The following is a 25,101-nucleotide window of genomic DNA, read 5'->3' as shown; positions in this document are numbered from 1 at the left end:
GGGATTCTTATTTCGCTTAGAGTTTGCGCATAGTCTGCGCGGCGAAGGCAGGTCTTCAGAGGGGATGCGAGACGGCTTTTGCCAGATGCACAATTATTGCGCAGGAAACCTGTAAACTGCCTGCTAGATTGGCAGCGAACCCACGGCAGCATAGAGAACAGGCAGAGGCAAAACACGCCACAACAGGCAATTTATCACCCGCGGCAATAAATCCTGTGGCCTTACATCCGAGACGGTTTACCTCTTGCGTGTTTCGCTCTACGCAATTCAGGAATGTTAGCGCTAAAACAAGGAGCCGCATCATGCGCGAATGGTGGCGAAGTGCCGTGATTTATCAGGTCTATCCGCGTTCGTATCAGGACAGCACCGGCGATGGCGTCGGGGATCTGCGCGGCATCACAAGCCGCCTTGACCATATCGCGGAACTTGGGGTCGATTGCATCTGGCTATCGCCGATCTTCAAATCCCCACAGGCAGATATGGGATATGACGTGTCTGACTATCTGGCCGTTGATCCGCTGTTCGGTGATCTGGAGGATTTTGACGAAATGATCGCGCAGGCGCACGCGCGCGGCCTGAAGGTGATCGTCGATCAGGTGCTATCGCATACCTCGGACAAGCATGAATGGTTCAAGCAATCGCGTCTGAGCCGCGATAATGACAAATCAGACTGGTACGTCTGGGCCGATCCGCTGCCCGATGGCTCGCCCCCAACAAACTGGCACAGCCATTTTGGTGGCCCCGCATGGGAATTCGATCCCCAGCGCGGGCAGTATTACCAGCACAACTTTCTGACCTCGCAGCCTGATCTGAACTTCCACAATCCTGATGTCGTTGAGGCAATCCTCGAGACCTGCAAATTCTGGCTGGATCGCGGGCTGGACGGGTTCCGCCTTGATACGGTGAACTATTATTTCCACGATAAAGAGTTGCGTTCAAACCCGCCGGCACAAACACGTCCACAGGTGATGGCGACCGATCTTTATGGGATGCAGCGCAACCTTTATAACAAGACACGGCCCGAAAACATCGGCTTTCTGGAAAAGCTGCGCAAGCTGACCAATCAATACGACGACATCATGATGGTCGGCGAAGTGGGCGAAATGGGCCACCGGTCCATCGAGATCATGGGCGAATATACCGCAGGCAATACCCGTCTGCACATGGCCTATAGCTTTGCGATGCTGGGCCCCGATTTCAACGCCGAGCATTTCCGCAATTGCATCGAAGGTTTTCAGCGCGGCGCCCCTGACGGGCACCCCTATTGGTCATTCAGCAACCATGATGTGCCACGGCAGGTCACCCGCTGGGCCGAACATGCGGTGTCAGAAGACAGTATGGCGCGGTTTGCCTGCGCGATGCTCATGTCCTTTGAAGGTACCATCGGCATCTATCAGGGCGAGGAATTGGGCCAGACCGAAACCGAGATGGAGTATCACGAGCTGACCGATCCACCCGCATTGCGCTTCTGGCCGTCGGTCAAAGGCCGTGACGGCTGCCGCACGCCGATGGTCTGGGAAAAAGACGCGCCGAATGCGGGCTTTTCAACCGGTAAGCCCTGGCTGCCCGTCAAGGCACCACAAGCCGCAAAAGCGGTGGATCAGCAGCAAGGGCCAGACAGCATCCTGTCCTACTACAAGGACATGATCGCCTACCGGAAAAACAGCCCCGCGCTGGCACGCGGCAAGACAACGTTCATCAACCTTCCGGAACCGCTTTTGGCCTTCACCCGTCAGGCTGAGGACGAAACGCTGACCTGCGTTTTCAACCTGTCCAAGGACACCCATGAACTGGCAATGAAAGCCCCTGCAGAGATTGCTTTGGGTCAATCAGCATCGATCAGCAGTGACACCTTCACGCTGGAAGGCAACGGGTTTGCCTACCTCAAGCACGGGCCAACAACGCCGATCTAGGTGATCACATCGGGCGCATCGCGTCCGGTGAGCGCCTGCAAGTCCGACAGCGCCAAGGCCGCATCGCGCACAGCAGCCAGCACCTGTTCCGGATCGTCCATCAGACGGTCCGGATCGGTCACCAGCTGTTCCAGATAAAGCCGGATCGTAGCACCTTGCGTGCCTGTCCCTGAGAGGCGGAATACCGCACGTGCGCCGCCTTCAAAATTGATCCGGATGCCCTGGCCTGTGGATTTTGAGCCATCAACGGGGTCGAGATAGGCGAATTCATCCGCTTCTGAAACGGTCATACCGCCAATCGTGGTGCCTGCCAGCGTGGCGAGCTTGCCAGGCAAAGCATCCATCATGTCTTGGGCTGGTGCGCTTTCCACATCCTCATAGTCATGGCGCGCATAATAGCAGCGTCCGTGGGTCTTCCACATATCCGCCATCAAATCGGAGACAGATTGCCCGGTCTCGGCCAGAATATTCAGCCACAACAGGACCGCCCATAGCCCGTCTTTTTCGCGCACGTGGTCTGATCCGGTGCCGGCGCTTTCCTCGCCGCAGAGCGTGACCTTGCCGGCATCCAGCAGGTTGCCAAAAAACTTCCACCCTGTTGGCGTTTCAAAGCAATCAATCCCGAGGCTGTCCGCCACACGGTCCACTGCGCGCGATGTGGGCATCGACCGCGCCACACCTGCCAGACCGCCGCGATAGGCCGGGGCCAGATGCGCCTTGGCTGTCAGCAGCGCCAGACTGTCGGACGGTGTGACATAGGCCCCTCGGCCCACGATCATGTTGCGGTCACCGTCCCCGTCAGACGCAGCGCCGAAATCGGGAGCGCCCGGGCCATACATCTTGTCCATCAGGGTTTTCGCCCAGATAGGGTTGGGATCAGGGTGGCCCTTGCCGAAATCGGGGCTTGGAATGCCATTGATCACGGTGCCTTTGGGCGCGCCCAACATCCCCTCAAGGATCGCGTGGGCATAAGGGCCTGTCACCGCATGCATGGCATCAAAACACATCGTGAAACCACCGGCAAACAGCGCGCGAATTTTGTCGAAATCAACGATTGTTTGCATAAGAGCCGCATAGTCGGCGACCGGATCGACAATCTCGACCCTCATCCCTGCGACTGACTGTTCGCCCAGCGCGCCAAGGTCGATATCCGAGGCCGCAACAATACGGTAAAGGTCGAGCGTTTTGGTGCGCTCGTAGATTTTATCCGTAACCGCCTCGGACGCGGGCCCACCGTTTGGACCATTGTATTTCAAGCCGAAATCCGCGTCCGCGCCACCGGGGTTATGGCTGGCCGAAAGGATCAATCCGCCATCGGCATTGCGCAGGCGGATCATATGCGACGCAGCAGGCGTGGACAGAATACCGCCCTGCCCGACGATGCATTTCGCGGCACCATTCGCAGAGGCCATACGCAAAATGATCTGAACCGCGTCATCATTGAAGAACCGCCCATCGCCACCCACGACCAGCGTTTTGTCTACAACACCACCGATCCCGTCAAAGATCGCCTGTACATAGTTTTCCAGAAAGTGCGGACGGCGGAATACAGCTGTCTTCTTGCGCAGCCCACTCGTTCCAGGCTTCTGCCCTTCGATCGGAGTGGTCCGTACATTTTGCATCGGCATATCTCGTCCTCCCTTTTCGTCTTTGTCGCAGATTACCTCTCTGCGCTCTCTTGTGAAAATACCACAACACTGTCCGCCGCAACACGCAGGCCGGGCGTTACCGCGATGGCATCATCCTGGCTGGTGTCAAAGCGGCGCACCCAAGCGTCACCTTCAGGCAGTTCCGGTGCCGTAATCTCAACCGCCTCCCCGCGGTTCAGAACGACCAACAAAGCGCCTTCACGTTTGACATATTCCGGTGAACCCGATGCCATGCGCATTTCAACCACCAAGGTATCAAGGCCCGCATCGTCCCAATCCTCTTGGCTCATCGGCTTGCCATCGACACGCCGCCAGAACAAATCAGGCTCGCCATCAATCAGGCGCTGGCGCGAATGCAGAAAGCGGCTCTGGCGCAACAGCGGATGCATTTTGCGAAAGGCAATCGCCTGCTGGCAGAAGGTAAAGAACGGGTCTTCTTTGTCAGGCCAGTTCACCCAACCGATTTCGTTGTCCTGACAATAGGCATTGTTGTTGCCACCTTGCGAATTGCTGAGCTCATCCCCCGCCAGCACCATCGGCGTGCCTTGGGACAGCATCAATGTGGCCATCATATTGCGCTTGCGGCGCATCCGGGCGGCATTGATTGCGGCGTCCTTGGTTGGCCCCTCAACCCCCATATTGTCGGAGTGGTTATTGGAATGCCCGTCGCGGTCATCCTCGCCATTGGCCAGGTTATGCTTGCGGCTATAGCTGACGGTGTCTTGCAGCGTGAAACCATCATGGGCCGTCAGGAAATTCAGCGACGATGTCGCGGCCCGCCCGTCATGATCGAAATAGGGCGCCGAGCCTGTGAGCCGTTCCGCCATATCCGGCACCTTGCCCGCATCCCCGCGCCAGAATTCACGCACATTGTCGCGGTATTTGTCGTTCCATTCGGCAAAGGGTGCCGGATATGCACCAAGTTGATAGCCCCCCGGCCCGATATCCCAAGGCTCCGCGATCAGCTTGACCTTGTTCAGCACAGGGTCTTGGCCAATCGCGCGGAAGAATGGCCCGTCGCGTTCAAACCCCCGCGCTGTGCGCCCAAGTGCGGTGCAGAGATCAAAGCGGAAGCCATCCACATGCATGACTTCAACCCAATAGCGCAGGCTGTCCATGACAAGCCGGATGACAAAGGGGTTCTCGAAATCGAGCGTGTTACCGCAGCCCGCATCATCAATGTAATAGCGCGGGTTGTCAGCCAAACGGTAGTAGCTTGCGTTATCCAGACCACGGAACATCAGTGTCGGCCCAAGCTCGGATCCCTCAGCGGTGTGGTTGTAGACCACATCCAAAATCACTTCGATATCGGCGGAATGGAAGCGACGCACCATCTGCTGGAACTCGGCAATATCCGTGCCCTGCATATAGCGAGGATCGGGGGCGAAGAACCCGTAGGTCATATAGCCCCAGTAATTCGTCAGCCCGCGATCCAGCAGGAATTTATCGTTGATAAAGGCCTGGACAGGCAAAAGCTCGACGGCCGTAACACCAAGATTATTAAGATGCTCAAGGATCGGGTCCGAGGCCATCGCCAGATAGGTTCCGCGATTGGGAATATCGGGACGACCGGCTGTCAGGCCTTTGACATGGGCCTCGTAGATGACTGTGCTTTCCATCGCATGGTGGGGCGCGTTCGCGTTGTTCCAGTTGAACGTTGGATCAACAACCACACAGCGCGGCATGAAAGGCGCGCTGTCGGTCTTGTCGAAACTGAGGTCTTTGTCTTTATGCCCTGTTTGATATCCGAAGAGCGCATTATGCCACGTCGGATGGCCCGTCAGTTGTTTGGCGTAGGGATCAATCAAAAGCTTGTATGGATTGAACCGATGCCCCTCTTCAGGCGCATATGGCCCGTCCATACGGACGCCGTATTGCTGGCCCGCCTTCATACCGGGGAAATAGCCGTGCCAGACATGACCTTCGCGTTCAGGCAGCGTGATGATCTGGTTTTCATTGCCGTTTTCATCAAACAGACACAGCATCACCTTGGTGGCATGGCGCGAAAAGATTGCGAAATTCACACCGTCTGGGTCCACCGTTGCCCCAAGAGGCGTCGGGCGGCCGGGCCGGATTGCGAAAGGTCCAAGGTTCAAGATGTTGCCCCAGTGAGATCTGCATAGATGGCTTTATACGCCAAGGCCGAGGTTTCCCAGCCGACAGGTTGTTTCATGGCGTTGCGCTGCATCGCTTTCCACGTTTTGCTGTCCGCGTAAAGGTCGCCAAGGCGGGTGAATGCGTTGGCCAGCGCCTGTGCATTGATCGGAAAGAACTGGACGCCAGTTGCAACACCACGCGCAAGGGCTGCGGGTGAGGCGTTGATCACCGTATCGGCCAGACCACCTGTCAGCGCCACCAGTGGCACGGTGCCATAGCGCAAGCCGTAAAGCTGGGTCAGGCCGCAGGGTTCGAACCGTGAAGGCACAAGGATTGCATCGCCCCCTGCCATCATTTTGTGGGACAGCGCTTCGTCATAGCCGATTTTGACAGCCACATTCGCGTGACTTGCTGCGGCTTCCAATAAAGCCACCTCAAGCTTGGGGTCGCCCGATCCCAGCAGCGCCAACTGACCGCCGCGATCCAACAGCGCAGGCAGCGCCTCCAACAACAGATCAATTCCCTTCTGTTCGGTCAAACGTGAGACGAGCACACAGAGCGGACCATCCGCTTTGCCAAGTCCGAAGGTTTTGCGGAGCGCTTTCTTGTTCGCGTCTTTCCCGCTTGCCGTTTTGTATGGTGTGATATTCGGATCGGTCAGCGGATTCCACGCATCCAGATCAATCCCGTTCACAATCCCCGACAAGTCCGCCTGTCGCATACGTAAAACGCCGTCCATGCCGATGCCGAATTCAGGCGTCAGCAATTCTTCTGCATAGGTTTGCGAGACCGTATTGATCTTGGCCGCCCCGACCAAGCCCGCCTTGAGGGCCGATATCTGCCCCCAGAATTCAAAGCCCTCAGTCGTAAAGCGCGCTGGATCAAGACCAAGCGCTTTCAGCTTGCCTGCATCCGCATTCCCGTGGAAGGCGATGTTGTGGATGGTAAAAACAAAGGGCACATCAACGCCCAAGGCCCGCATATATTCAGGCGTAAGGCCCGCTTGCCAGTCATGACCATGCACGATGTCGGGCGTCCAGCCGTCCACCCCTTCGGCCGCGATCATTGCGCCCACTTTGCAAAGCGCGGCAAAGCGTTCGGGGTTATCCGGCCAGTCACGGCCCGTGGCATCACCATAAATCGCACCATCGCGATCATAAAGATGCGGGGCGTCAAGGATCAGCAGATCAACACCCACGATGTTGCAGGCGCGCAGTTTCGCCGTGCCGCCAAACAGGTCTTTGTAGGTCGCCACCACCTTTGCCTTGCCAATCTGCCCCAGCACCACACGGTATCCGGGCAGCAGAACGCGCACAGCCACACCGTGCTGCGCCAATGCGCCGGGCAAAGCGCCCGCCACATCCGCGAGCCCGCCGGTCTTCACCAGCGGCGCGCATTCCGAGACGACAAAGAGGGCTTTGGTCATAAAGCAGCGGCCCTTTTATTCAGCATATCCTGGGTAATCAGGGTGATACCGCGGTCGGTGACACGGAACCACTTGGCATCCTCATGCGGGTCCTCACCCACCACAAGACCCTCGGGGATCACAACGCCACCGTCGACGACGACCTGACGCAATCTGGCCGAGCGATGGACCACCACATCGGGCAGGATCACCGCATGATCCAGCACCGCGTAAGAATTGGTGTGCACATTGGTGAAAAGCACCGAATTGCGCACCTCGGTGCCTGAAATGATACACCCACCTGACACCATCGACGAAATCGCCATCCCGCGTCTGTCCCGTTCATCATGGATGAATTTTGCAGGCGGGACGCTCTCGTTATAGGTCCAGATCGGCCAACTCTTGTCCCACAGATCAAGCTCGGGCGTGAAATTCGTCAGATCGATATGGGCCTGCCAGAAGGCATCAACTGTACCGACATCTTTCCAATAGGCAGGCGCGCCCTCGGCCCGCACACAGCTTTCATCGAACCGGTGCGCCATGGCTTTGCCGTTTTTGACGATGTCGGGGATGAGGTCGTTGCCGAAATCATTCGAGGAATTGGGATCTTCGGCGTCTTTGATCAACAGATCACGCAGGAATTTCCAGTCAAAGACATAAATCCCCATTGATGCCAGCGCCATATCGGGGTTGTCGGGCATCGCGGGCGGATCGGCCGGTTTTTCCAGAAAACTGGTGATCCGCCCGTCGTTATCGGTCGCCATAACGCCAAAGGCAGTCGCCTCTTGGCGCGGCACGGTCAGGCAGCCCACGGTGACATCAGCGCCGGATTCCACGTGCTGGCGCAGCATGATTTCGTAATCCATCTTGTAGATATGATCGCCCGCAAGGATGATCACGTAATCAACATTATAACTGTCGACGATGTCGATGTTCTGGGTCACGGCATCGGCAGTGCCCTTGTACCAGCTTTCATTGCCTCCGCGCTGGGAGGCGGGCAGCACATCGAGAAACTCGTTGCGTTCAGCACGAAAAAAGTTCCAGCCGCGCTGGGTATGACGGATCAGGCTGTGCGCTTTGTACTGCGTAGCAATCGCCATTTTGCGGATGCCGGAATTGACGGCATTCGACAGGGCAAAATCAATGATCCGCGCCTTGCCGCCGAAAGGTACCGCAGGTTTCACGCGGCGGTCGGTGAGTTCTTTCAGGCGGCTTCCCCGTCCCCCTGCCAGCACGAAAACCATAGATCGTTGTGTGATACGCTTTGTTGGCATGTCGTCTCCCCCTCTTTTATCTTTAATTTTACGTAGTTTGCTTGCGCAAAACGACCACCGACAATGGCGGCAGCGTCAGCCGGATCGACCGCGCCTGCCCATCGGCGGGGCTATTTTCCGTCGTGCATCCTCCCAGATTGCCACGGTTGTCCCCGCCATAGATCGCCGCGTCAGTATTCAGCACTTCCTCCCAGAAACCGGCCTCTGGCACGCCGACCTGAAAGCCCTCACGGGTCACGGGCGTAAAGTTGCAAACGACCACAACCGGTGCATCACCCGCGTTGCCACGGCGCAGGAAGGCAATTGTCGATTGGCTCGGATCGTTGCTCACCCACTGGAACCCCGCCGCTTCGCAGTCTTTGAAATGCAAGCTAGGGGTCTCGCGGTAGAGCCGGTTCAGATCACGCACCAATTGCTGCACGCCTTTGTTGGCGGGCTGTTCGGCGGCACCCCAATTCAGTTCGGCGTCGTGGTTCCATTCCTCGGGCTGGGCGAACTCGCACCCCATAAACAAAAGCTTTTTGCCCGGCTGCGTCCACATAAACGCATAATAGGCGCGCAGGTTGGCGAATTTCTCCCATTCGGTTCCGGGCATTTTGGCGATCATAGAGCCTTTGCCATGGACCACCTCATCATGGCTGATCGGCAGAATGAAATTTTCGGTAAAGGCCCAGTCAATGGGAAAGGTCATCAGATGGTGATCATACTGACGATAAATCGGGTCTTTTTCCATGTAACGCAGGGTGTCATTCATCCACCCCATGTTCCACTTATATCCAAAGCCAAGCCCGCCAGTATGCACGGGCTGCGACACGCCGGGGAAAGATGTGCTTTCTTCGGCCACGGTCATGATGCTTGCGTCAGCGCCATAGGCCGCGATGTTCATGTCCTGAAGAAATGAAATCGCTTCATAATTCTCGCGTCCGCCGTCTTTGTTGGGGACCCATTCGCCATCCTTGCGCGAATAATCTCGGTAAAGCATCGAGGCCACGGCATCGACGCGCAAGCCATCAAGGTGGTATTCCTCCAACCAATACAACGCGTTGGCGACAAAGTAATTCTTGACCTCGCGTCGTCCGTAGTTCGGGATCAAGGTGTTCCAATCCTGATGGAACCCTTCGCGCGGATCGGCGTGTTCATAAAGCGCCGTGCCATCAAATTTCGCCAGACCATGCGCGTCGGTCGGAAAATGCCCCGGCACCCAGTCCAGCAGCACGCCGATGCCTTCGGCATGGGCGGTATCCACCAGATCACGGAATTCATTGGGCGGACCAAAACGGATCGTGGGCGCATAAAGGCCAACGGGCTGATAGCCCCATGATCCGTCAAAAGGAAATTCGGAGACGGGCAACAATTCGATATGGGTAAAGCCCATGTATTTGACGTAGGAAACCAGATCGCGGGCATGTTCCTTGTAACTGAGTGGTCGCCCGCCATCATCGTAGCGCCGCCGCCATGATCCCAGATGCACCTCATAGATCGCCATCGGGCTGGCACGGTCGGCCCGCGCAGCGCGGGACTTCATCCATGCTTTGTCTTTCCAGCCATAGCCCGCCAGATCCCGCACGACCGACGCCTGTTCCGGCGGATGTTGCGAGCCAAATCCCATCGGATCGGCCTTGTCACGCGACTGTCCGTCGATACCGATGATCTGGTATTTATAGAGGGCACCGTCACCAACTTGCGGGATAAAGACCTCCCACACGCCCGTTTCACCGACAGGGCGCAGCGGGTGGCGGCGTCCGTCCCATGTATTGAAATCGCCAATCACACTGACGCGTTGGGCGTTGGGTGCCCACACCGCAAAATGGGTACCCGCAACACCTTGGTGTTTCGTCACATGCGCACCCAACGCGCGCCAAAGCTCTTTGTGGGTGCCTTCGCCGATCAGATACTGATCAAAATCGCTCAGCACCGGATCAAAGGCATATGGATCGCGTGTCGTAAAGGTAGCGCCATCTGGATAGCGCATGGTCAGCGTATAGGTTTTGCCCGCCACCGGTGCGGCAAAAACATCGCCGGCAATACGCGGCAAAGGGGTGTCTTTTCCTGCGACAGTCGCCCAGACCTCAACCGCGGCAGGTTGGAACGTGACAACCCAGCGTTTGTTACCACTCTTATGGGGCCCCAAGACCTCATAGGGTGCCGCATGTCCCCCACCGTTCAGCGCAACCAATACTTCCTGCGTCAGATAATCCGGTCTGTCGACGCGATCAGAATTTGCCATGGTATCACTCCGACGAATTTCTTTATCTGCAAGACACTGCACTTGATGACGCCAACCCAAGCAAGGCCACACCGCCACGTCAACCAAATGGTTAGCGCTAACGCAACATGACCCGACTTATGCCCCGGGTGCAAGCGCCAGACGCGACAAACGGCCCGCCAAAGGCAATAGACAGGCCTGTAAGGCGTGGTAGATATCAGGCTTGCCAGTGAAGATCGAACTCGTCGGTTGGCCATGGTCGTCGATGGCAGGATACCAGCCGCCGCGCGCGTGATCGATGAAATGCGCATCCGCGAAAGCCCACAAGCGCCGGTACCAGATTTCATCCGCAGGATCGCGGTCCATGACAATCAGGGCCGCCATCGCACCAATCGCCTCGGTGACAGGCCACCAGAACCGCGATCCATCGGCAACCTTTCCGTCAAAATCAAGCGTATAGGCCAAGCCCCCCTCGGGCAGCCATGCATCGGCAAGGGCACGTTCAATCAGATTGCGCGCAGCTTGGGGCGCGCCATTCGCAGGCCGCCCGGATAAATCCCAGTGCTGCAGCGCCAAACGCCCGAATTCAAACGCATGCCCCGGCGTTGTGCCCGCAGGGCGGAACATGTGATTACCCGCGTAGCTGCGATCAGTCTGCCAGTGCTCCGTGTAATGCTCGGGCAAGCGCCACCCATTCTGCGGCGCCATCTGATGGACAAAAAATTTAAGAATACGTCCGGCGCGGTCAAGAAACAGCGCCTCGCCCGTGGCCTCAAAGGCCGCCAGCAAAGCCTCGACACCATGCATATTGGCGTTCATCCCGCGATAGGTGGAAAACGGGGTCCAGTCGCGGTTCCATTCATCGCTGAACAGACCCGCGCCCTCTTCCCAAAACCGTTGATCCAGCACCTCGGCGATATCCGCCAGAAGCGCATCGGCATCTGGATGGCCCGCGATTTTTGCACTGCTCGCGGCCAGCAAAACAAAAACATGGCCATAAGTCAGCTTGCGATCATCCTGCACACCGTGACCTGACAGCGCCCAAAAATAGCCGCCATGCACAGGGTCTTTGTGGTGACTGGCAAGATAAGCCATGCCCCGATCAATGATCCGGTCTGCCCCTTGATACCCGCGCGCGTGGCCAAGGCTGTAGGCATGGATTAGCCGCGTGGTCGCATGCAGTTCCTGCACATCCGAACCCAGCGGTTTTCCCGCGTGATCCAATTGTGAAAACCCCGGTGCATCCCCCGCACTGGCCGCAAAAAACTCCAGCTGGCTGTCGCTTTGGGCAGCAAGCCAAGCGCAGTGGTCCGGATCGTCTATCCAAAAGCCCTCTGCGTCAGCGGGCCCGAGATTTCCACTTTGCATGTCAGTCATCATTGCTTCGGCACCCTGCTTTGGCTGTCTTGCGCAGCAGACCAAATATGCGGGGTTCCTTGATCGTGATGCAAGACCGGAAAGCTAGCCCGCGACCGCGAGATAGGCGCGGATCGTTGCCGTCGTGCCTTTTGTCCAGAGCATGTCGAGCCACGCGGCAAAGGCATCGGCGAAACGTGCCTCTTGGCCGAGCGTGCCATAATACTTTGCCTGTTTCAGCCACAGCACCGGATTTTCGCGCGCTTCTTGCGCCATTGCCTGCAACGCATCCCAATCAGGATCGTTTGGTGCAATCGCGCTGCCATCTTCGCGCAGGCCTGCACACATACGCGCCCAGATCGCCTCAACCAACGCAAGCCCTGCAACGGGCGTTCCTGCGGCCAGCCCGTCCTGAATTGACGGGATCAAGAAACCGGGGTGCCGCGATGAGCCGTCAAAGGCCACACGCCGCGTCGTGTCGACGATCCGTGTGTTGGAGAAACGGCGCGAGATCAGATCAACATAGGCATGCGGCTCCATGCCAGGCACCGCCTTGAGGTGTGGCAGGATTTCGCGTGTAGCGACCTTTTCAAAAAGCGCACGAATATCGTCATTGGCCATACATCCCGAGATCGTCTCGATCGACAGCAACTCGCCCGCATTCGCGATGATCTGGTGGCCGCCGTTCAGCACGCGGATCTTCATCGCCTCAAAGTCATGCACATCATCGGTGAACGTCGCACCAACAAGGTCCCAATCGGGGCGGCCTGCGCAAAAATCATCCTCGATCACCCATTGGCGAAAGGTCTCGTGCGTCACAGGGCAGGCATCATCAATCCCGAGACTGCGCACAAGTGCGAGCTCATTCGGACCCGTGGCAGGCACAATGCAATCGACCATAGAGTTGGGGAAACTGGCGTTGTCGTTGATCCAGTCCGCAAGGTCGGGATCGGACAGGCGCGCCAAGGACACAACTGTTTGCCGCAAGATCGCGCCATTGCCTTGCAGGTTGTCACAACACAGGCAGGTGAAAGGACCAACGCCTGCGGCACGACGCTTCTTAAGGGCCGCAATCATCGCGCCAAAAGCGGTGACAGGCATATCCGGCGTCTTTGCGTCATGCAGGATATCGGGGTGTGCGGCGTTAAATCCCTTGGTGGCAGGATCCAGATAATAGCCACCTTCGGTGACGGTCAGCGCGACAATGCGGATTGCAGGGTCGGCCATCTGCGCGATCAACGCGCCGTTGCTTTCCTCGACCGGCACAAAGTCGATCATCGACCCCACGACCTCGGCTGTGCTGCCTGCCGGATCCAAGGCAATCAGTGTTGTCAGATAATCCTGTGCGGCCAATCGTTCACGTTGCGCCGCGTCGCCTGCGCGTACACCGGCACCGACAATCGCCCAATCATGGGCCAGGCCTTTTTGCATCAGGGAATGCAGGTACCATGCTTGATGGCCACGGTGAAAATTGCCCAGACCGATATGGACAATCCCCGCCGTGAGCGCAGAGCGATCATAGGTTGGGCGTGCAATATCACCAGGCAACGCTGCAAGCGTTGCATTACTCAGTTTGATCAGATCAGTATTTTGCCGGATATTCATCAGCTCATCCAATTTCCGCCATCGACGTTATAGGTTTGCGCGACGATGTATTCCGCTGCATCGCTGGCCAGAAAGACGGCCATCCCTGTCAGGTCCGCGGCAGTGCCCATCCGGCCATAGGGCACAGCATCGCCCACTTCTTTTTTCTTCTGCCCGGGGGCTTTGCCTTCGTATTTGGCAAAGAACGCGTCCACCCCGTCCCAGTGTTCGCCGTCCACCACGCCGGGCGCGATAGCGTTAACGTTGATCCCGTGGGCGATCAGGTTCAGCCCCGCAGATTGCGTCAGGCTAATCACCGCCGCCTTGGACGCGCAGTAGACCGCAACAAGGGCCTCGCCCCGCCTGCCTGCCTGCGACGCCATGTTGATGATGCGGCCTTTGATACCGCGCTCGATCATATGGGCTGCAACGGCCTGCATCGTAAAAAGCGTGCCCGCGACGTTGATATCAAAGACCCGCTGATAGTCGGCGCGCGTGATCTCTGAAAGCGGGGCCGCCGTGAAAATAGCGGCGTTGTTAATCAGAATATCAATCTGCCCCAGTGCATTGGCCGCCTCGGCAACCGCCGCTTCGATGCTGGCCTGATCAGACACATCCATCTTTACAGCGACGGCACCTTTGATTTCAGATGCCGCCGCCTGCGCGCGCGCAAGATCAATATCCGCAATCGCAACGCGCGTGCCTTCAGCCGTGTAAGCCTTGGCAAAGGCAAGCCCGATACCACGTGCGGCCCCTGTAATCAGCGCAGTTTTCCCGGCCAGTTGCATCAGTCGATCCGCAGGCCTTGGGCATCAAAGCGGTGCAGTTCGTTCATGCGCGGGTTCAGATGGATCGTGTCACCATGTGTCAGGTTGATGTCACCAATGGCACGCACAGTGATCGTCTCCGTCAGACCGGTGTTATGGATATGGAAGAAGGTGTCAGAGCCGAGGTGTTCGGCCACGCCAACAGTGCCCTGCCACATGCCGCCGCTTTCGACCACGTCGATATGTTCGGGACGAATTCCGATCGTAGTGGCGTCATGTTTGGCAGCCTCTTCACCGTCGATCAGGTTCATTTTGGGCGAGCCAATAAAGCCTGCCACAAAGGTGTTGCGCGGGCGGCGGTAGAGTTCGAGCGGAGAGCCAACCTGTTCGATCACACCGGCCTGCAACACGACGATTTTATCGGCCATTGTCATCGCTTCGACCTGATCGTGGGTCACGTAAACCATGGTCGTTTTAAGCTTTTTATGCAGCTCTGAGATTTCCATCCGCATGCCAACACGCAAGGCCGCATCAAGGTTGGATAGAGGTTCGTCAAACAGGAAGGCAGATGGTTCACGCACAATGGCACGGCCAATTGCCACGCGCTGACGCTGACCACCGGACAACTGCCCCGGACGCCGGTCGATATAATCGGCAAGGTTCAAAACCTCGGCGGCGGCATTGACGCGGCGGTCAATTTCGGCGGGATCCATCTTGGCCATGCGCAACGGAAAGGCGATGTTCTTGCGCACCGACATATGCGGATAAAGCGCGTAGGACTGGAACACCATCGCAAGGCCGCGTTTCGCAGGTACCAGATCGGTGGCGTCTTTGCCGTCAATCTCGATATGGCCCGATGTGATATCCTCAAGCCCTGCAATCAGCCGCAGAAGCGTGGATTTACCGCAACCCGAAGGGCCGACAAAGACCGTGAATTCGCCATCCTGAATGGTCAGATCAAGGGGTGGAATGACCTGCACATCGCCGAAGCTTTTCGTGACCTGTTTAAGTTGGATCTGTCCCATGTGTCAGGTTCCTTATTTCACCGCGCCGAACGTCAGGCCGCGGACAAGTTGTTTCTGGCTGAACCAGCCAAGGATGAGGATCGGCGCAATCGCCATGGTCGAGGCCGCGCTAAGCTTGGCAAAGAACAGACCCTCGGGGCTGGAATAACTGGCGATAAAGGCAGTCAATGGTGCTGCATTGACGGCTGTCAGGTTGAGGGTCCAGAAGGCTTCGTTCCATGCCAGAATGAAGTTGAGCAACATAGTTGATGCAATGCCCGGAATGGCCATTGGCGTCAGCACATAAAGTAATTCCTGTGGCAAGGTCGCACCGTCCATCCGGGCCGCCTCGAGGATTTCACCGGGAATTTCCTTGAAGTAGGTATAGAGCATCCAGACGATGATCGGCAGGTTGATCAGCATCAGGACAACCACCAAACCGGCGCGGCTATCAAGAAGACCCAGTTCAATGAACAACAGGTAGATCGGATAAAGCACACCGACCGCTGGCAACATCTTGGTCGAGAGCATCCAGAGCAGGATGTCTTTGGTCCGCTTGGAGGGCACGAATGCCATCGACCACGCGGCAGGCACCGCAATCGCAACGCCAATCAGCGTGGACAAACCGGCGATGATGATCGAGTTCCACAAGAAACGGGCATAGTCCGAGCGCTCCAATACAACACGATAGTTTTCAAGCGTCCACTCAAACCCGAGAAAGATCGGTGGCGCTGCAATCGCCTGTGCCTCGGTCTTGAAGCTGGTCAGGATCGTCCAGAGGATCGGAAAGAAGATGAGCAGGCCAATCGCCCAGGCGATGGTGGTATTGATCAGCTTCCGGCGGGGGGTAACAGAACGTGCCATGATATTAATCCAGGTTCTTACCGACGATCCGCATCAGGAAGATCGCGACGATGTTTGCAAGGATGATGGCGTAGACACCACCGGCGGAACCAAGACCAATGTTCTGGCTTTCCAGCACTCGCTGGAAGATAAGATATGACAGCGTCCGTGTCCCAAAAGCGCCCCCTGTGGTCACGAAAATCTCGGCAAAGATCGCAAGCAGGAAGATGGTCTGGATCAGGATCACAATCGTAATCGCGCGGCTGAGATGCGGCAGCACAAGGAACCAGAAGCGCTTGTGCCAGGGTGCGCCATCCATTTCGGCGGCTTCGAGTTGTTCACTGTCCAGCGACTGCACAGCCGTGAGCAGGATAAGCGTGGCGAACGGCAGCCACTGCCAGCTGACGATCATGATGATCGAGGGCAACGAGGCATCCGATAGCCAACTGACGGGCTCGGCCCCGAAAAAGCGCCACAGATGGGCGAAAAGACCGTTCACAGGATCCATGAACATGTTCTTCCACACCAGTGCCGACACGGTCGGCATGACAAAGAAAGGTGCGATAACAAGGATACGGACAACTCCCTGCCCCCAGATCGGCTGATCCAGCAAGAGTGCGATCAAGATGCCGAAGACGACAGTGATTACCAAGACACCCAGCACAATAATCAGGGTGGTCTGGACCGAGGGCCAGAAGGCGCTCGAGGTCACAAAGCGGGTGTAGTTGTCAAATCCGGCCCAGCCTTGGTCACCGCCACGCAGCGGCAGGTAGACACGGAACGAGAACCACAAGGTCATAATGAGGGGAACCAACATCCAGCCCAAGAGCAGGATCACAGCGGGTGCCATCATTAGTCTGGCAGCGGATCGGGAAGCTTTGGTCGCCATTTGGATGCATCTCCTCTGGTCACAGGCGCATTTAATTCACGCGCTGCTGTCAGGTGAAAGTGTAAGTGCAGAAGGGTTTTGTACCAAGGGGCAGCTACGGGTACTGCCCCTTGGCCTGGGAGGAGTGCTAGCGGTAACCAGCAGCTTCCATTGCTTCGTTGGTGATCGCCTGCGCTTTGGCGAGCGCCTCTTCAACAGTCTGCTGACCAGCATAAGCGGCAGAGAACTCCTGGCTTACTTCGGACGCGATGCCTGCAAATTCGGGGATCGCCGCGAACTGGATGCCGACATACGGGCTTGGCTCTACGGTGCTGTCGTTTGGATCAGCCGACAAGATCGAGTCCAATGTCATCTGTGCGAAAGGAACAGACTGATAGTTGGGGTTTTCGTACAGGGATGTACGCGCACCGGGAGGCACATTTGCCCAGCCTTCGTTGGCTGCAACCAGCTCGATGTAGTCCTTGGACGTGGCCCACTCAATGAACTGCTTGGCTTCTGCTTCCTGCTGTGTGCCCGCAGGAATTGCCAGCGCCCATGCCCAGAGCCAGTTGGAACGCTTGCCCAGACCGTTATCAGGTGCCAGTGCGAAACCAACGCTGTCAGCAACAGTCGAGTCAGCACCTGTCACAAAGGATGCCGCAACAGTCGCGTCAATCCACATGCCGCACTTGCCCTGGTTGAACAGCGACAGGTTTTCGTTGAAACCGTTGGTCGCGTAACCGGCAGGGCCGGATTCATCCATCATGCCCTTAAAGAAGTTCAACGTGTTCGCCCATGCTTCGGTGTCGAACTGTGCGTTCCAGTCCATGTCGAACCAGCGTGCGCCGAAAGAGTTGGACATTGCTGTGATGAAAGCACCGCCCTCACCCCAACCGGCCTTGCCGCGCAGGCAGATACCGTTGATTTCCGCGTCGCGGTCAGTCATCGCAGCCGCAGCTTCGCGGATAAATGTCCATGTCGGCGCCGCCGGCATTTCCAGACCGGCCGCTTCCATCAGGTCGGTGCGGTACATCACCATGGAGCTTTCGCCATAAAACGGTGCCGCGTAAAGCGTGCCGTCATAGGACAGACCACCGGCCATTGCAGGCAGAATGTCGGCCGCATCGTATTCTGCGGACAGATCATCCAGTGCAACCAGCCAGCCGTTCGCACCCCAGATCGGTGTTTCGTACATGCCGATTGTCATGATGTCGAACTGGCCACCGTTTGTGGTGATGTCTGTAGTCACACGCTGGCGCAGAACGTTTTCTTCCAGCGTCACCCATTCAACGGCGATCCCTGTTTCTGCGGTGAATTGATCGGTGTAACCCTGCATACGGATCATATCGCCGTTGTTCACAGTCGCGATTGTGATTGTTGCGGAGTGTGCGTCTGCGAAAGCGCCGCCAGCTGTAACCAGCGTAAGCGCAGTGGCAGCACAAAGAGTGCTCTTCAAAGACATCCGGTGTTCCTCCCTATTGGATGTGATGTACTCACGCTAAGGGAAAGAGCAACGCGACGTCAATCAAAAATTTACGCGCGTAAAGTATTTGGCGATTAGGCCGAGTCCCGCAGAACCAGCTTGCCTTCTATTCGCGTGCTTTTCCAAGGTGATACATCGCCGTCAATCGCCTCAAAAAGCGCCTCTGCAGCGCGTTTGGAAACGGCGTCGTAGTCATGTGATATCGTCGTGAGCGGCGGGCAGGTATAGCGCGAATGCGGATGCCCGTCCTGCCCCGCCACACGAATCGCACAGTCAGGACCGCGCCCCACACGGACGTTCCGCTCGTAGCAGGCCGTCAAAAGACCGATCGCCAACCGGTCATTGCTGCAAAGCACCGTATTGGTGCCAAAGCTCCGGTTCGCCAAGGCCTGATGCCCCCCTAGACGCCCGATCTCTTCAAAGCCCCAGCCTTCGCCATCGACCGAAATCACCTGCGGCGTATACCCAAAGGTTTCCATGGCGGTCAGATAGGCTTGTCTGCGCCTGTGCGCGTTGGGGTTTGCCGGTGTCTTCATCTCGAAAAAGCATGGGGGTTCACCAGTGCGGCAAAGATAATCCGTTATGTGCGATGTAAACTGGACGTTGTCCGATCCCACAAAGGCAAGGCCCAACTGATCCACGCTACTGTCAAAAATCAAAGTCGGCACATCCCGACAGAATTTCTCCAAGGCGACGCGGTCCGATGCGCGCCCTAAGGGTGCCAATAGAACACCTGCCGGCTTCATCGACCGAAGGTTGTCGAGAACCTCGACTTCGAGAGCAGGATCGCCATGCGCGCTGAACAGCGTGGGCCGATAGCCCGCATCAAGACAGCGCTGTTCCAGGTTGCGCGCGATTTCGGCGAAATACGGGTCTGTCAGCAATGGGACCACAATCCCGACATTCTTGGTCAGCTTGCGGTTCTGGTTCATCGCGAAAATATTTGGGCGGTAGTCGTATTTCTCGACCGCCGCTTCGATCTTGGCACGGGTCGATTGGCGCACGCTATCGGGATTGTTGAAAAACTTTGACACCGTCGGGCGCGAGATACCGCTGACGGCTGAAAACTCTTCCATGTTCTTGATCTTTTTCTCGGCCATCGCGACCCATCCTTTGTACCGAGCGCACTTTTCTATCGGAAACAATTTCTTTGCGCGCGTCAAGAATGAAGTTTGATTAATTCTTTACACACCGAAACAAAAAATGCGCCACGGTTTCCCGCAGCGCATTTGATTTTCAACCTATCGGGCCTAGCGCATGGTAATGCGACCGTCCGTATAAGGCTGATAGGGTGCGTTCGCGGCAAGGTATTCTGCCGTCACATCAGCGAGGTCGGGACCATAGTCATAGGCATTCATTGCATCCTCGAACATGCTGTAGCCATCACCACCATTGCGCACGTAGTTGTTTGAAACCACGCCGTAGGTCGCTGCCAGATCAATCGGCGCGCCGCCGACCATCACATCAGAAACACGCGCACCGGGTGCTGCCGCGGCATCCACTGCAAAGGACATGCCTGCGACCTGAGGGAAGCGGCCTGCCCCTTCTTCGATCTGGCCAACACCGTTTTCAAGCGCCGCCACGATATCTGCGCCAGTCACCTCGAACGTCGACAGCGTGTTCTGGAACGGAAGCACCGACAGCACTTCGCCCATGGTCACTTCGCCAGCGTCGATGGTTGCGCGCAAGCCACCACCGTTCTGGATTGCAATCTGGATGCCCTGATCTTTGACGCGATCAAGCATCGCATCCGCCACAAGGTTACCCATCGGGCATTCCATCGCACGGCAGACCTCACGGTCACCCGTGATCACATCTGCCGCCTCGGCGACAATGCGGGTCTTCATTTCTTCAATCGGACCTGCCAGTTCGGCGACACGCGCCACAGCGGCTTCATCCTCGGCCACGCTGGCATCCAGCAGAATGGTATCACCTGTTGCAGATGTCAGATTGCCTGAATCGTCAAAGACAAGTGTCAGGTGGCCAATGTACTTGGAATAGGCATAGGCCTGCACAACAGGCACATCACCAACCATCGTCGGATAAGCCATCGCGCCTTCTTCCGTGTTTGAAAACAGCGTGTGCGAGTGACCACCTACAACCGCATCAATGCCTGCGACGCTTTCGGCAATCACCATATCCTTTGTCACACCAACGTGGTTGAGCGCGATAATCTTTGTCACACCGTCCGCTTCCAGAGCCGCGACGTCCGCCGCAAGGCTCTCGGTCTCGGGCGTGAAAATCACCGCGTCCGACGGGCTGGATGTTTCAGCCGTATCAACAGCAAGTGCCGAGATGATGCCGATCCGCTCGCCACCAACTTCGAGAACAACATGGTTGTCGACCTGGCCTGCCAGAATGTTCGAGCTTGAAACGTCGATGTTGCCGGAGATGACAGGGAAGGAAACCGCGTCGGTCAGTTTGCGCAGACCTTCGTCACCGTCATCGAATTCGTGGTTGCCAACAGCCATTACATCATAGCCGATCAGTTCCATGAATTCGGCTTCCACATCACCCTTATAGGTCGTGTACATCAGGCTGCCCTGATACTGGTCGCCCGCATCAAGCAGAATGACGTTTTCGCCTGCCAGTTCCTCGCGCAGCTCGTTGATTTTCGTAATGACCCGCGCAATGCCGCCAAAGCATTCGCCCGCTGCGTTATCTTCGGCATTACAGGTCGAATCGAAACGGTTGATCGGCTCGATCCGGCTGTGCAGGTCATTGGTGTGAATAACGTGCAAAGTGTATTCGGCCATAGCTGTGCTTGCCATCATGGCCATGGCACAGGTCGTTGTCATGATACGTAACATCATAGGTCTAGGTCCCCCAAGGTTGGAATATTGTCAGAGTGGCGAGGCGATTTGCGAGAGTCAAATTTAATAACTGCCTAGATTTGCGGCCCTTACGTCAAGTATCCCCTGCGTGGATGCTTGACCAACGCATGTGTAAAAGCCATGACACCCACATGCTGATTTATAAAATATTCCGGGCCGATGAATGGGCCACACTGCAGGCCGACGGCGAAACTGTCGGTGCACCGATTGATGTCGCGGATGGCTATATCCATTTCTCGACCGCAGCGACCGTGGCCGAGACGGCGGCCAAATACTTTGCCGGCGTTGAAGGGCTGGTGCTTCTTGCTGTCGAAGCCGATACGCTTGATCCGCTGAAATGGGAGCCAGCCCGCGAAAACGTACTGTTCCCGCATCTTTACCGCACCCTGCGCATGGATGATGTGGTGTGGAGCAAGCCATTGCCTGTGGTTGACGGCGTGCATCAGTTTCCGGAGTTGTGATGAAGGCGCTAGAAAAAATTGGCCTGCCCGCGCTGCGCTTGCTTGACCCCGAGACGGCACATGGCCTCGCGCTCAAGGCATTGAACGCAGGACTTGGTCCGCGCAGTGGTCCGGTGACTTCACCACGCTTGCGGACCGCCTTGGCCGGATTGGACCTGCTAAACCCTGTCGGTCTTGCCGCCGGTTTTGACAAGAACGCAACAGCGCTGCATGCGCTTTCACGCACCGGCTTTGGCTTTCTTGAGGTTGGTGCCGCCACGCCCCGCGCCCAGCCCGGCAATCCGAAACCCCGCCTGTTTCGTCTGACCGAGGACCGCGCCGCGATCAACCGTTTCGGCTTCAACAACGACGGGATGGAAGCGATTGCGGCACGCCTTGCCCAGCGCCCCAAAGGTGCGGTGATCGGCCTGAACCTCGGGGCCAACAAGGATAGTGCCGACAAGGCCGCAGATTTCGCAACGGTACTGACGCGCTGCGGACCGGTCGTGGACTTTGCGACGGTCAATGTCTCCTCGCCCAACACCGAAAAGCTGCGCGACTTGCAGGGCAAAGCCGCCCTTGCCGCACTGCTTGACGGGGTGATGCAGGCACGCGCCGCGCTGGCAAACCCAATTCCTGTTTTCCTGAAAATCGCACCTGACCTGAGCACCGACGAGATTGCCGAAGTGGCCGAGGTCGCAAATGCTTCGGGCATCGACGCCATTATCGCCACGAACACCACACTGGATCGCGCAGGATTGCATGGGCCACATAAGGCAGAAATGGGCGGGCTCTCCGGCCGACCGCTGTTTGAAAAATCCACGCGGGTGCTCGCGCAACTGGCAGGGCTGACGACACTGCCGATTATCGGTGTGGGCGGCGTTGGATCGGCAGAACAGGCCTATCAGAAAATCCGCGCAGGGGCCTCTGCGGTGCAGCTTTACACAGCCCTTGTTTACGGCGGCATTTCACTTGCAGGTGAGATCGCACAAGGCCTCGACACTCTGCTGCAACGCGATGGTTTCGCGACTGTGGCCGACGCTGTGGGATCAGGGCGCGGCGACTGGACCTGAACGTGGCCGGTCGGCCTCGGCCTCAAGACTGGGGTATTTCCACGCCAGCGTTACGCCGCGCACCACGAAATTGAGCAACAAGCCCATCCAGAGCCCGTGGTTCTGGAACAGCGCCATCAGCGGCAGGACCGTGGCGAAATAGATCACCGCCGAAACGATCATCATATTGCGCATGTCCTTGGTGCGGGTGGCACCTATGAAAATCCCGTCCAGCATCCATGCCGCAACGCCCACAATCGGGGCCAGCACCATATAGGGCAGGTAAATGCGCGCGACCTCGCGCACTTCGGGTGCAGTTGTCATAATATCAATCACATGCCCGCCAAAAAGCGCGAAACTCAGCGCGAGGATTGCACAGACAATGCTGCCCCACAGACTGCTCAGTAACGCGCTGCGCCGCAACGCAGCCCGCGCACGCGCGCCCAGCGCCTGACCAACGAGCGCTTCGGCAGAAAAGGCGAACCCATCAAGCGCGTAGGCGGTGACCTGCAAAAACTGCATCAGGATCTGGTTGGCAGCCAATTGCACATCGCCAAAGTCTGACCCGAAAAACAGGAAGCTGACAAAGATCGCCTGCAACAAAACCGAGCGGATCAGGATGTCAGAGTTGACCAGCGCCATGTGCCGCAGCCGTATCAGATCAAACACCCGCGCCGCCGACAGCCAGGCCGCGCGCCCAAAGACACCGCGGCAAAACCACAGGCCCAACGCCAGACCGCCCCATTCCGCTATGGACGTGGCCCAAGCCACCCCCTCGACACCCCAGCCCAGTTGCAGGCCAAGCCAGAAACTCAAGGCGATATTCGCGCCATTCATGCCCACCTGAATGACCAGCACCGCCCGTGTGCGTTCCTGCGCGATCAGCCAGCCGGTAATACCATAAAGCGCAATTGTGGCAGGGGCAGACCAGACGCGGATCACCATATAATCGCGCGCCAGTGCTTCCACCTCGGCGCTGGCGGGGGATATCCAAAAGGCTGCGTTGAAAATCGCGACCTGCGCGATGATCATCACAATACCCGCCGATATCCCGATCAAGAGCGCGCGCGCCAAAAGCGCATCGACCTCATCCCTGTCCCCTGCCCCGCTTGCCTGAGATGTCAGACCCGTGGTCCCCATCCGCAGGAAACCGAAAATCCAGTAGACCGCAGACAGGATGATCGCGCCGATGCCCACCGCGCCAATCGGTGCGGCTTCGCCCAATTGTCCGACAACACCTGTGTCGACGGCCCCCAAAATCGGAACCGTCGCGTTCGACAACACAATCGGCAATGCAATCGCAAGCACCCGTTTGTGGGTAAGCACGCTAGCCATCGCGTTCGGGCATCAGGAAATGACCCGTGGCAGAGGCAAAAAGACGGCTGCGGTTATCCTGCCATGTCTCGACATGGACAGAGGCATAGCGGCGGCCCGAACGATTGACGCGCGCGCGCGCATAGGCATCACGCGGCAGACCCGAGCGCAGATAATCGACGGTAAAGTCGATTGTCTTGGGCAGTTGAATGCGCGGCGTATCGTCCGTGTACTTGCCCGCCTCCATATCCTCCCAGATCATGGCCCAACTCAGTTCAACAATCGCGGTCACTTCCAGAAAGGCGGCCGTGACACCGCCGTGCAAGGCAGGCAACATCGGGTTGCCGATCAGCTTGTCGTCATAAGGCAAAATAGCCGTAAGCTCATCGCCGCGCCGGTCAATCCGAATACCCAGAAACTGGATGTAAGGCACGCCGGCAACGAGCGCAGCAAGGGTCGCATCGCGACGCTGTTTGATGACTTGCACGGGTTCAGGGCGACGGCTCATGATTTGCCCCTTTCAATCGTAAAGGCGCCCGTTGCCGTGGCGACCGGGCGCGAGGGGTCTGCATCCACAGCCGTGGCGCGCACAAAAGCAACCGAACGGGTCACGTGATAGCACTCTGCCGTCGCCGTGATCCGGTCACCGGGGGTGGCGGGGCGCATATAGTCGATGCGCAAATCCAGCGTCGCCGTCGCAAGTGCTGCCGCCGGATGCGCCATCACGGCCGCCCCTGCGCAGGTATCCATGAGCGCCGAAACAGCGCCCCCGTGGATGACCCCGGTTTCGGGATCACCGATGAAACGGGCATCATAATCCATGGCGATCACAGCCTTGCCGTCATCAATGTCGGTCACCTGCATCCCCAAAGCCTGCGCATGCGGGATGGCCGCTATGAACTGGCGGGCCAGAGTATCGCGGCGGGTTTTCTGCGGATCAGACATGTGTGCTCCTGAAAAGGTTCTTGCGATGGGTAACGCTGAATTGAGGTTTTGACCACCTCTACGCGCC

General features: G+C 57.6%; 20 protein-coding genes. 3 read left to right on the top strand and 17 right to left on the bottom strand.

Annotation, left to right across the window (positions count from 1 at the left end; genetic code table 11):
- Window positions 1-302: 302 nt before the first annotated feature.
- Window positions 303-1,913, top strand: coding sequence for an alpha-glucosidase (locus B0B09_RS00720; protein WP_076657944.1), 1,611 nt, complete (start codon window positions 303-305; stop codon window positions 1,911-1,913).
- Here B0B09_RS00720 and B0B09_RS00715 read toward each other — a convergent pair.
- The 14 genes from B0B09_RS00715 to B0B09_RS00650 form a co-directional block, all read right to left on the bottom strand.
- Window positions 1,910-3,541 (bottom strand): alpha-D-glucose phosphate-specific phosphoglucomutase, encoded by a 1,632-nt coding sequence (locus tag B0B09_RS00715; protein ID WP_076657943.1) that lies wholly within the window; start codon window positions 3,539-3,541, stop codon window positions 1,910-1,912. The two genes, B0B09_RS00720 and B0B09_RS00715, sit on opposite strands and share 4 nt — an antisense overlap.
- 32 nt (window positions 3,542-3,573) lie before the next feature.
- Window positions 3,574-5,658 (bottom strand): glycogen debranching protein GlgX, encoded by a 2,085-nt coding sequence (glgX, locus tag B0B09_RS00710; protein ID WP_076657942.1) that lies wholly within the window; start codon window positions 5,656-5,658, stop codon window positions 3,574-3,576.
- Window positions 5,655-7,085, bottom strand: coding sequence for a glycogen synthase GlgA (glgA, locus tag B0B09_RS00705; RefSeq protein WP_076657941.1), 1,431 nt, complete (start codon window positions 7,083-7,085; stop codon window positions 5,655-5,657). The genes glgX and glgA overlap by 4 nt, the downstream gene beginning before the upstream one ends.
- Complete coding sequence (glgC, locus tag B0B09_RS00700; RefSeq protein ID WP_076657940.1) at window positions 7,082-8,338, bottom strand: glucose-1-phosphate adenylyltransferase; 1,257 nt, start codon at window positions 8,336-8,338, stop codon at window positions 7,082-7,084. The genes glgA and glgC overlap by 4 nt, the downstream gene beginning before the upstream one ends.
- A gap of 28 nt (window positions 8,339-8,366) precedes the next feature.
- Complete coding sequence (gene glgB / locus B0B09_RS00695) at window positions 8,367-10,565, bottom strand: 1,4-alpha-glucan branching protein GlgB (protein ID WP_076657939.1); 2,199 nt, start codon at window positions 10,563-10,565, stop codon at window positions 8,367-8,369.
- A 117-nt stretch (window positions 10,566-10,682) separates the two neighbouring features.
- A complete protein-coding gene (locus B0B09_RS00690; RefSeq protein ID WP_076659714.1) occupies window positions 10,683-11,921 on the bottom strand; it encodes an AGE family epimerase/isomerase in 1,239 nt (412 codons plus the stop codon).
- Between the two features lie 84 nt (window positions 11,922-12,005).
- Window positions 12,006-13,505 carry a mannitol dehydrogenase family protein gene (locus B0B09_RS00685; RefSeq protein WP_076657938.1) on the bottom strand — a complete coding sequence of 500 codons (1,500 nt, stop codon included), beginning with the start codon at window positions 13,503-13,505 and terminating at the stop codon, window positions 12,006-12,008.
- Entirely contained in the window at window positions 13,505-14,275 is a 771-nt protein-coding gene (locus tag B0B09_RS00680) for an L-iditol 2-dehydrogenase (protein WP_076657937.1), read from the bottom strand. The genes B0B09_RS00685 and B0B09_RS00680 overlap by 1 nt, the downstream gene beginning before the upstream one ends.
- Window positions 14,272-15,276 (bottom strand): ABC transporter ATP-binding protein, encoded by a 1,005-nt coding sequence (locus B0B09_RS00675; RefSeq protein ID WP_076657936.1) that lies wholly within the window; start codon window positions 15,274-15,276, stop codon window positions 14,272-14,274. The genes B0B09_RS00680 and B0B09_RS00675 overlap by 4 nt, the downstream gene beginning before the upstream one ends.
- A gap of 12 nt (window positions 15,277-15,288) precedes the next feature.
- Entirely contained in the window at window positions 15,289-16,119 is an 831-nt protein-coding gene (locus B0B09_RS00670) for a carbohydrate ABC transporter permease (protein WP_055291985.1), read from the bottom strand.
- Window positions 16,120-16,123: 4 nt separating this feature from the next.
- Window positions 16,124-16,987: a carbohydrate ABC transporter permease gene (locus tag B0B09_RS00665; protein WP_055291983.1), complete on the bottom strand. Its 864-nt coding sequence runs from the start codon at window positions 16,985-16,987 to the stop codon at window positions 16,124-16,126.
- 127 nt (window positions 16,988-17,114) lie between these two features.
- Window positions 17,115-18,428 (bottom strand): ABC transporter substrate-binding protein, encoded by a 1,314-nt coding sequence (locus B0B09_RS00660; RefSeq protein ID WP_076657935.1) that lies wholly within the window; start codon window positions 18,426-18,428, stop codon window positions 17,115-17,117.
- Between the two features lie 95 nt (window positions 18,429-18,523).
- Complete coding sequence (locus tag B0B09_RS00655; RefSeq protein WP_076657934.1) at window positions 18,524-19,549, bottom strand: LacI family DNA-binding transcriptional regulator; 1,026 nt, start codon at window positions 19,547-19,549, stop codon at window positions 18,524-18,526.
- A gap of 150 nt (window positions 19,550-19,699) precedes the next feature.
- Entirely contained in the window at window positions 19,700-21,262 is a 1,563-nt protein-coding gene (locus B0B09_RS00650) for a bifunctional metallophosphatase/5'-nucleotidase (protein WP_076657933.1), read from the bottom strand.
- A 152-nt stretch (window positions 21,263-21,414) separates the two neighbouring features.
- Here B0B09_RS00650 and B0B09_RS00645 point away from each other — a divergent pair, with 152 nt between their 5' ends.
- On the top strand, window positions 21,415-21,744 hold the full coding sequence (locus B0B09_RS00645; protein WP_076657932.1) for a DUF952 domain-containing protein: 330 nt from the start codon (window positions 21,415-21,417) through the stop codon (window positions 21,742-21,744).
- Complete coding sequence (locus tag B0B09_RS00640; protein ID WP_076657931.1) at window positions 21,744-22,796, top strand: quinone-dependent dihydroorotate dehydrogenase; 1,053 nt, start codon at window positions 21,744-21,746, stop codon at window positions 22,794-22,796. Before B0B09_RS00645 ends, B0B09_RS00640 begins: the two co-directional genes overlap by 1 nt.
- Here the strand turns inward: B0B09_RS00640 and B0B09_RS00635 are convergent.
- Genes B0B09_RS00635 through B0B09_RS00625 form a run of 3 tightly spaced genes read right to left on the bottom strand, consistent with a single transcriptional unit; the run spans window position 22,773 to window position 25,034 of the window.
- Window positions 22,773-24,110 (bottom strand): MATE family efflux transporter, encoded by a 1,338-nt coding sequence (locus B0B09_RS00635; RefSeq protein ID WP_076657930.1) that lies wholly within the window; start codon window positions 24,108-24,110, stop codon window positions 22,773-22,775. The genes B0B09_RS00640 and B0B09_RS00635 overlap by 24 nt on opposite strands.
- Window positions 24,103-24,597, bottom strand: coding sequence for a PaaI family thioesterase (locus B0B09_RS00630; RefSeq protein WP_076657929.1), 495 nt, complete (start codon window positions 24,595-24,597; stop codon window positions 24,103-24,105). The genes B0B09_RS00635 and B0B09_RS00630 overlap by 8 nt, the downstream gene beginning before the upstream one ends.
- Window positions 24,594-25,034 carry a PaaI family thioesterase gene (locus B0B09_RS00625; protein WP_076657928.1) on the bottom strand — a complete coding sequence of 147 codons (441 nt, stop codon included), beginning with the start codon at window positions 25,032-25,034 and terminating at the stop codon, window positions 24,594-24,596. The genes B0B09_RS00630 and B0B09_RS00625 overlap by 4 nt, the downstream gene beginning before the upstream one ends.
- Between the last annotated feature and the right edge of the window lie 67 nt (window positions 25,035-25,101).

It is taken from the genome of Yoonia rosea (genome assembly GCF_900156505.1).
GTDB classification, from domain to species: Bacteria; Pseudomonadota; Alphaproteobacteria; order Rhodobacterales; family Rhodobacteraceae; genus Yoonia; species Yoonia rosea.
This window is presented reverse-complemented; position numbering and strand designations above follow the sequence as displayed.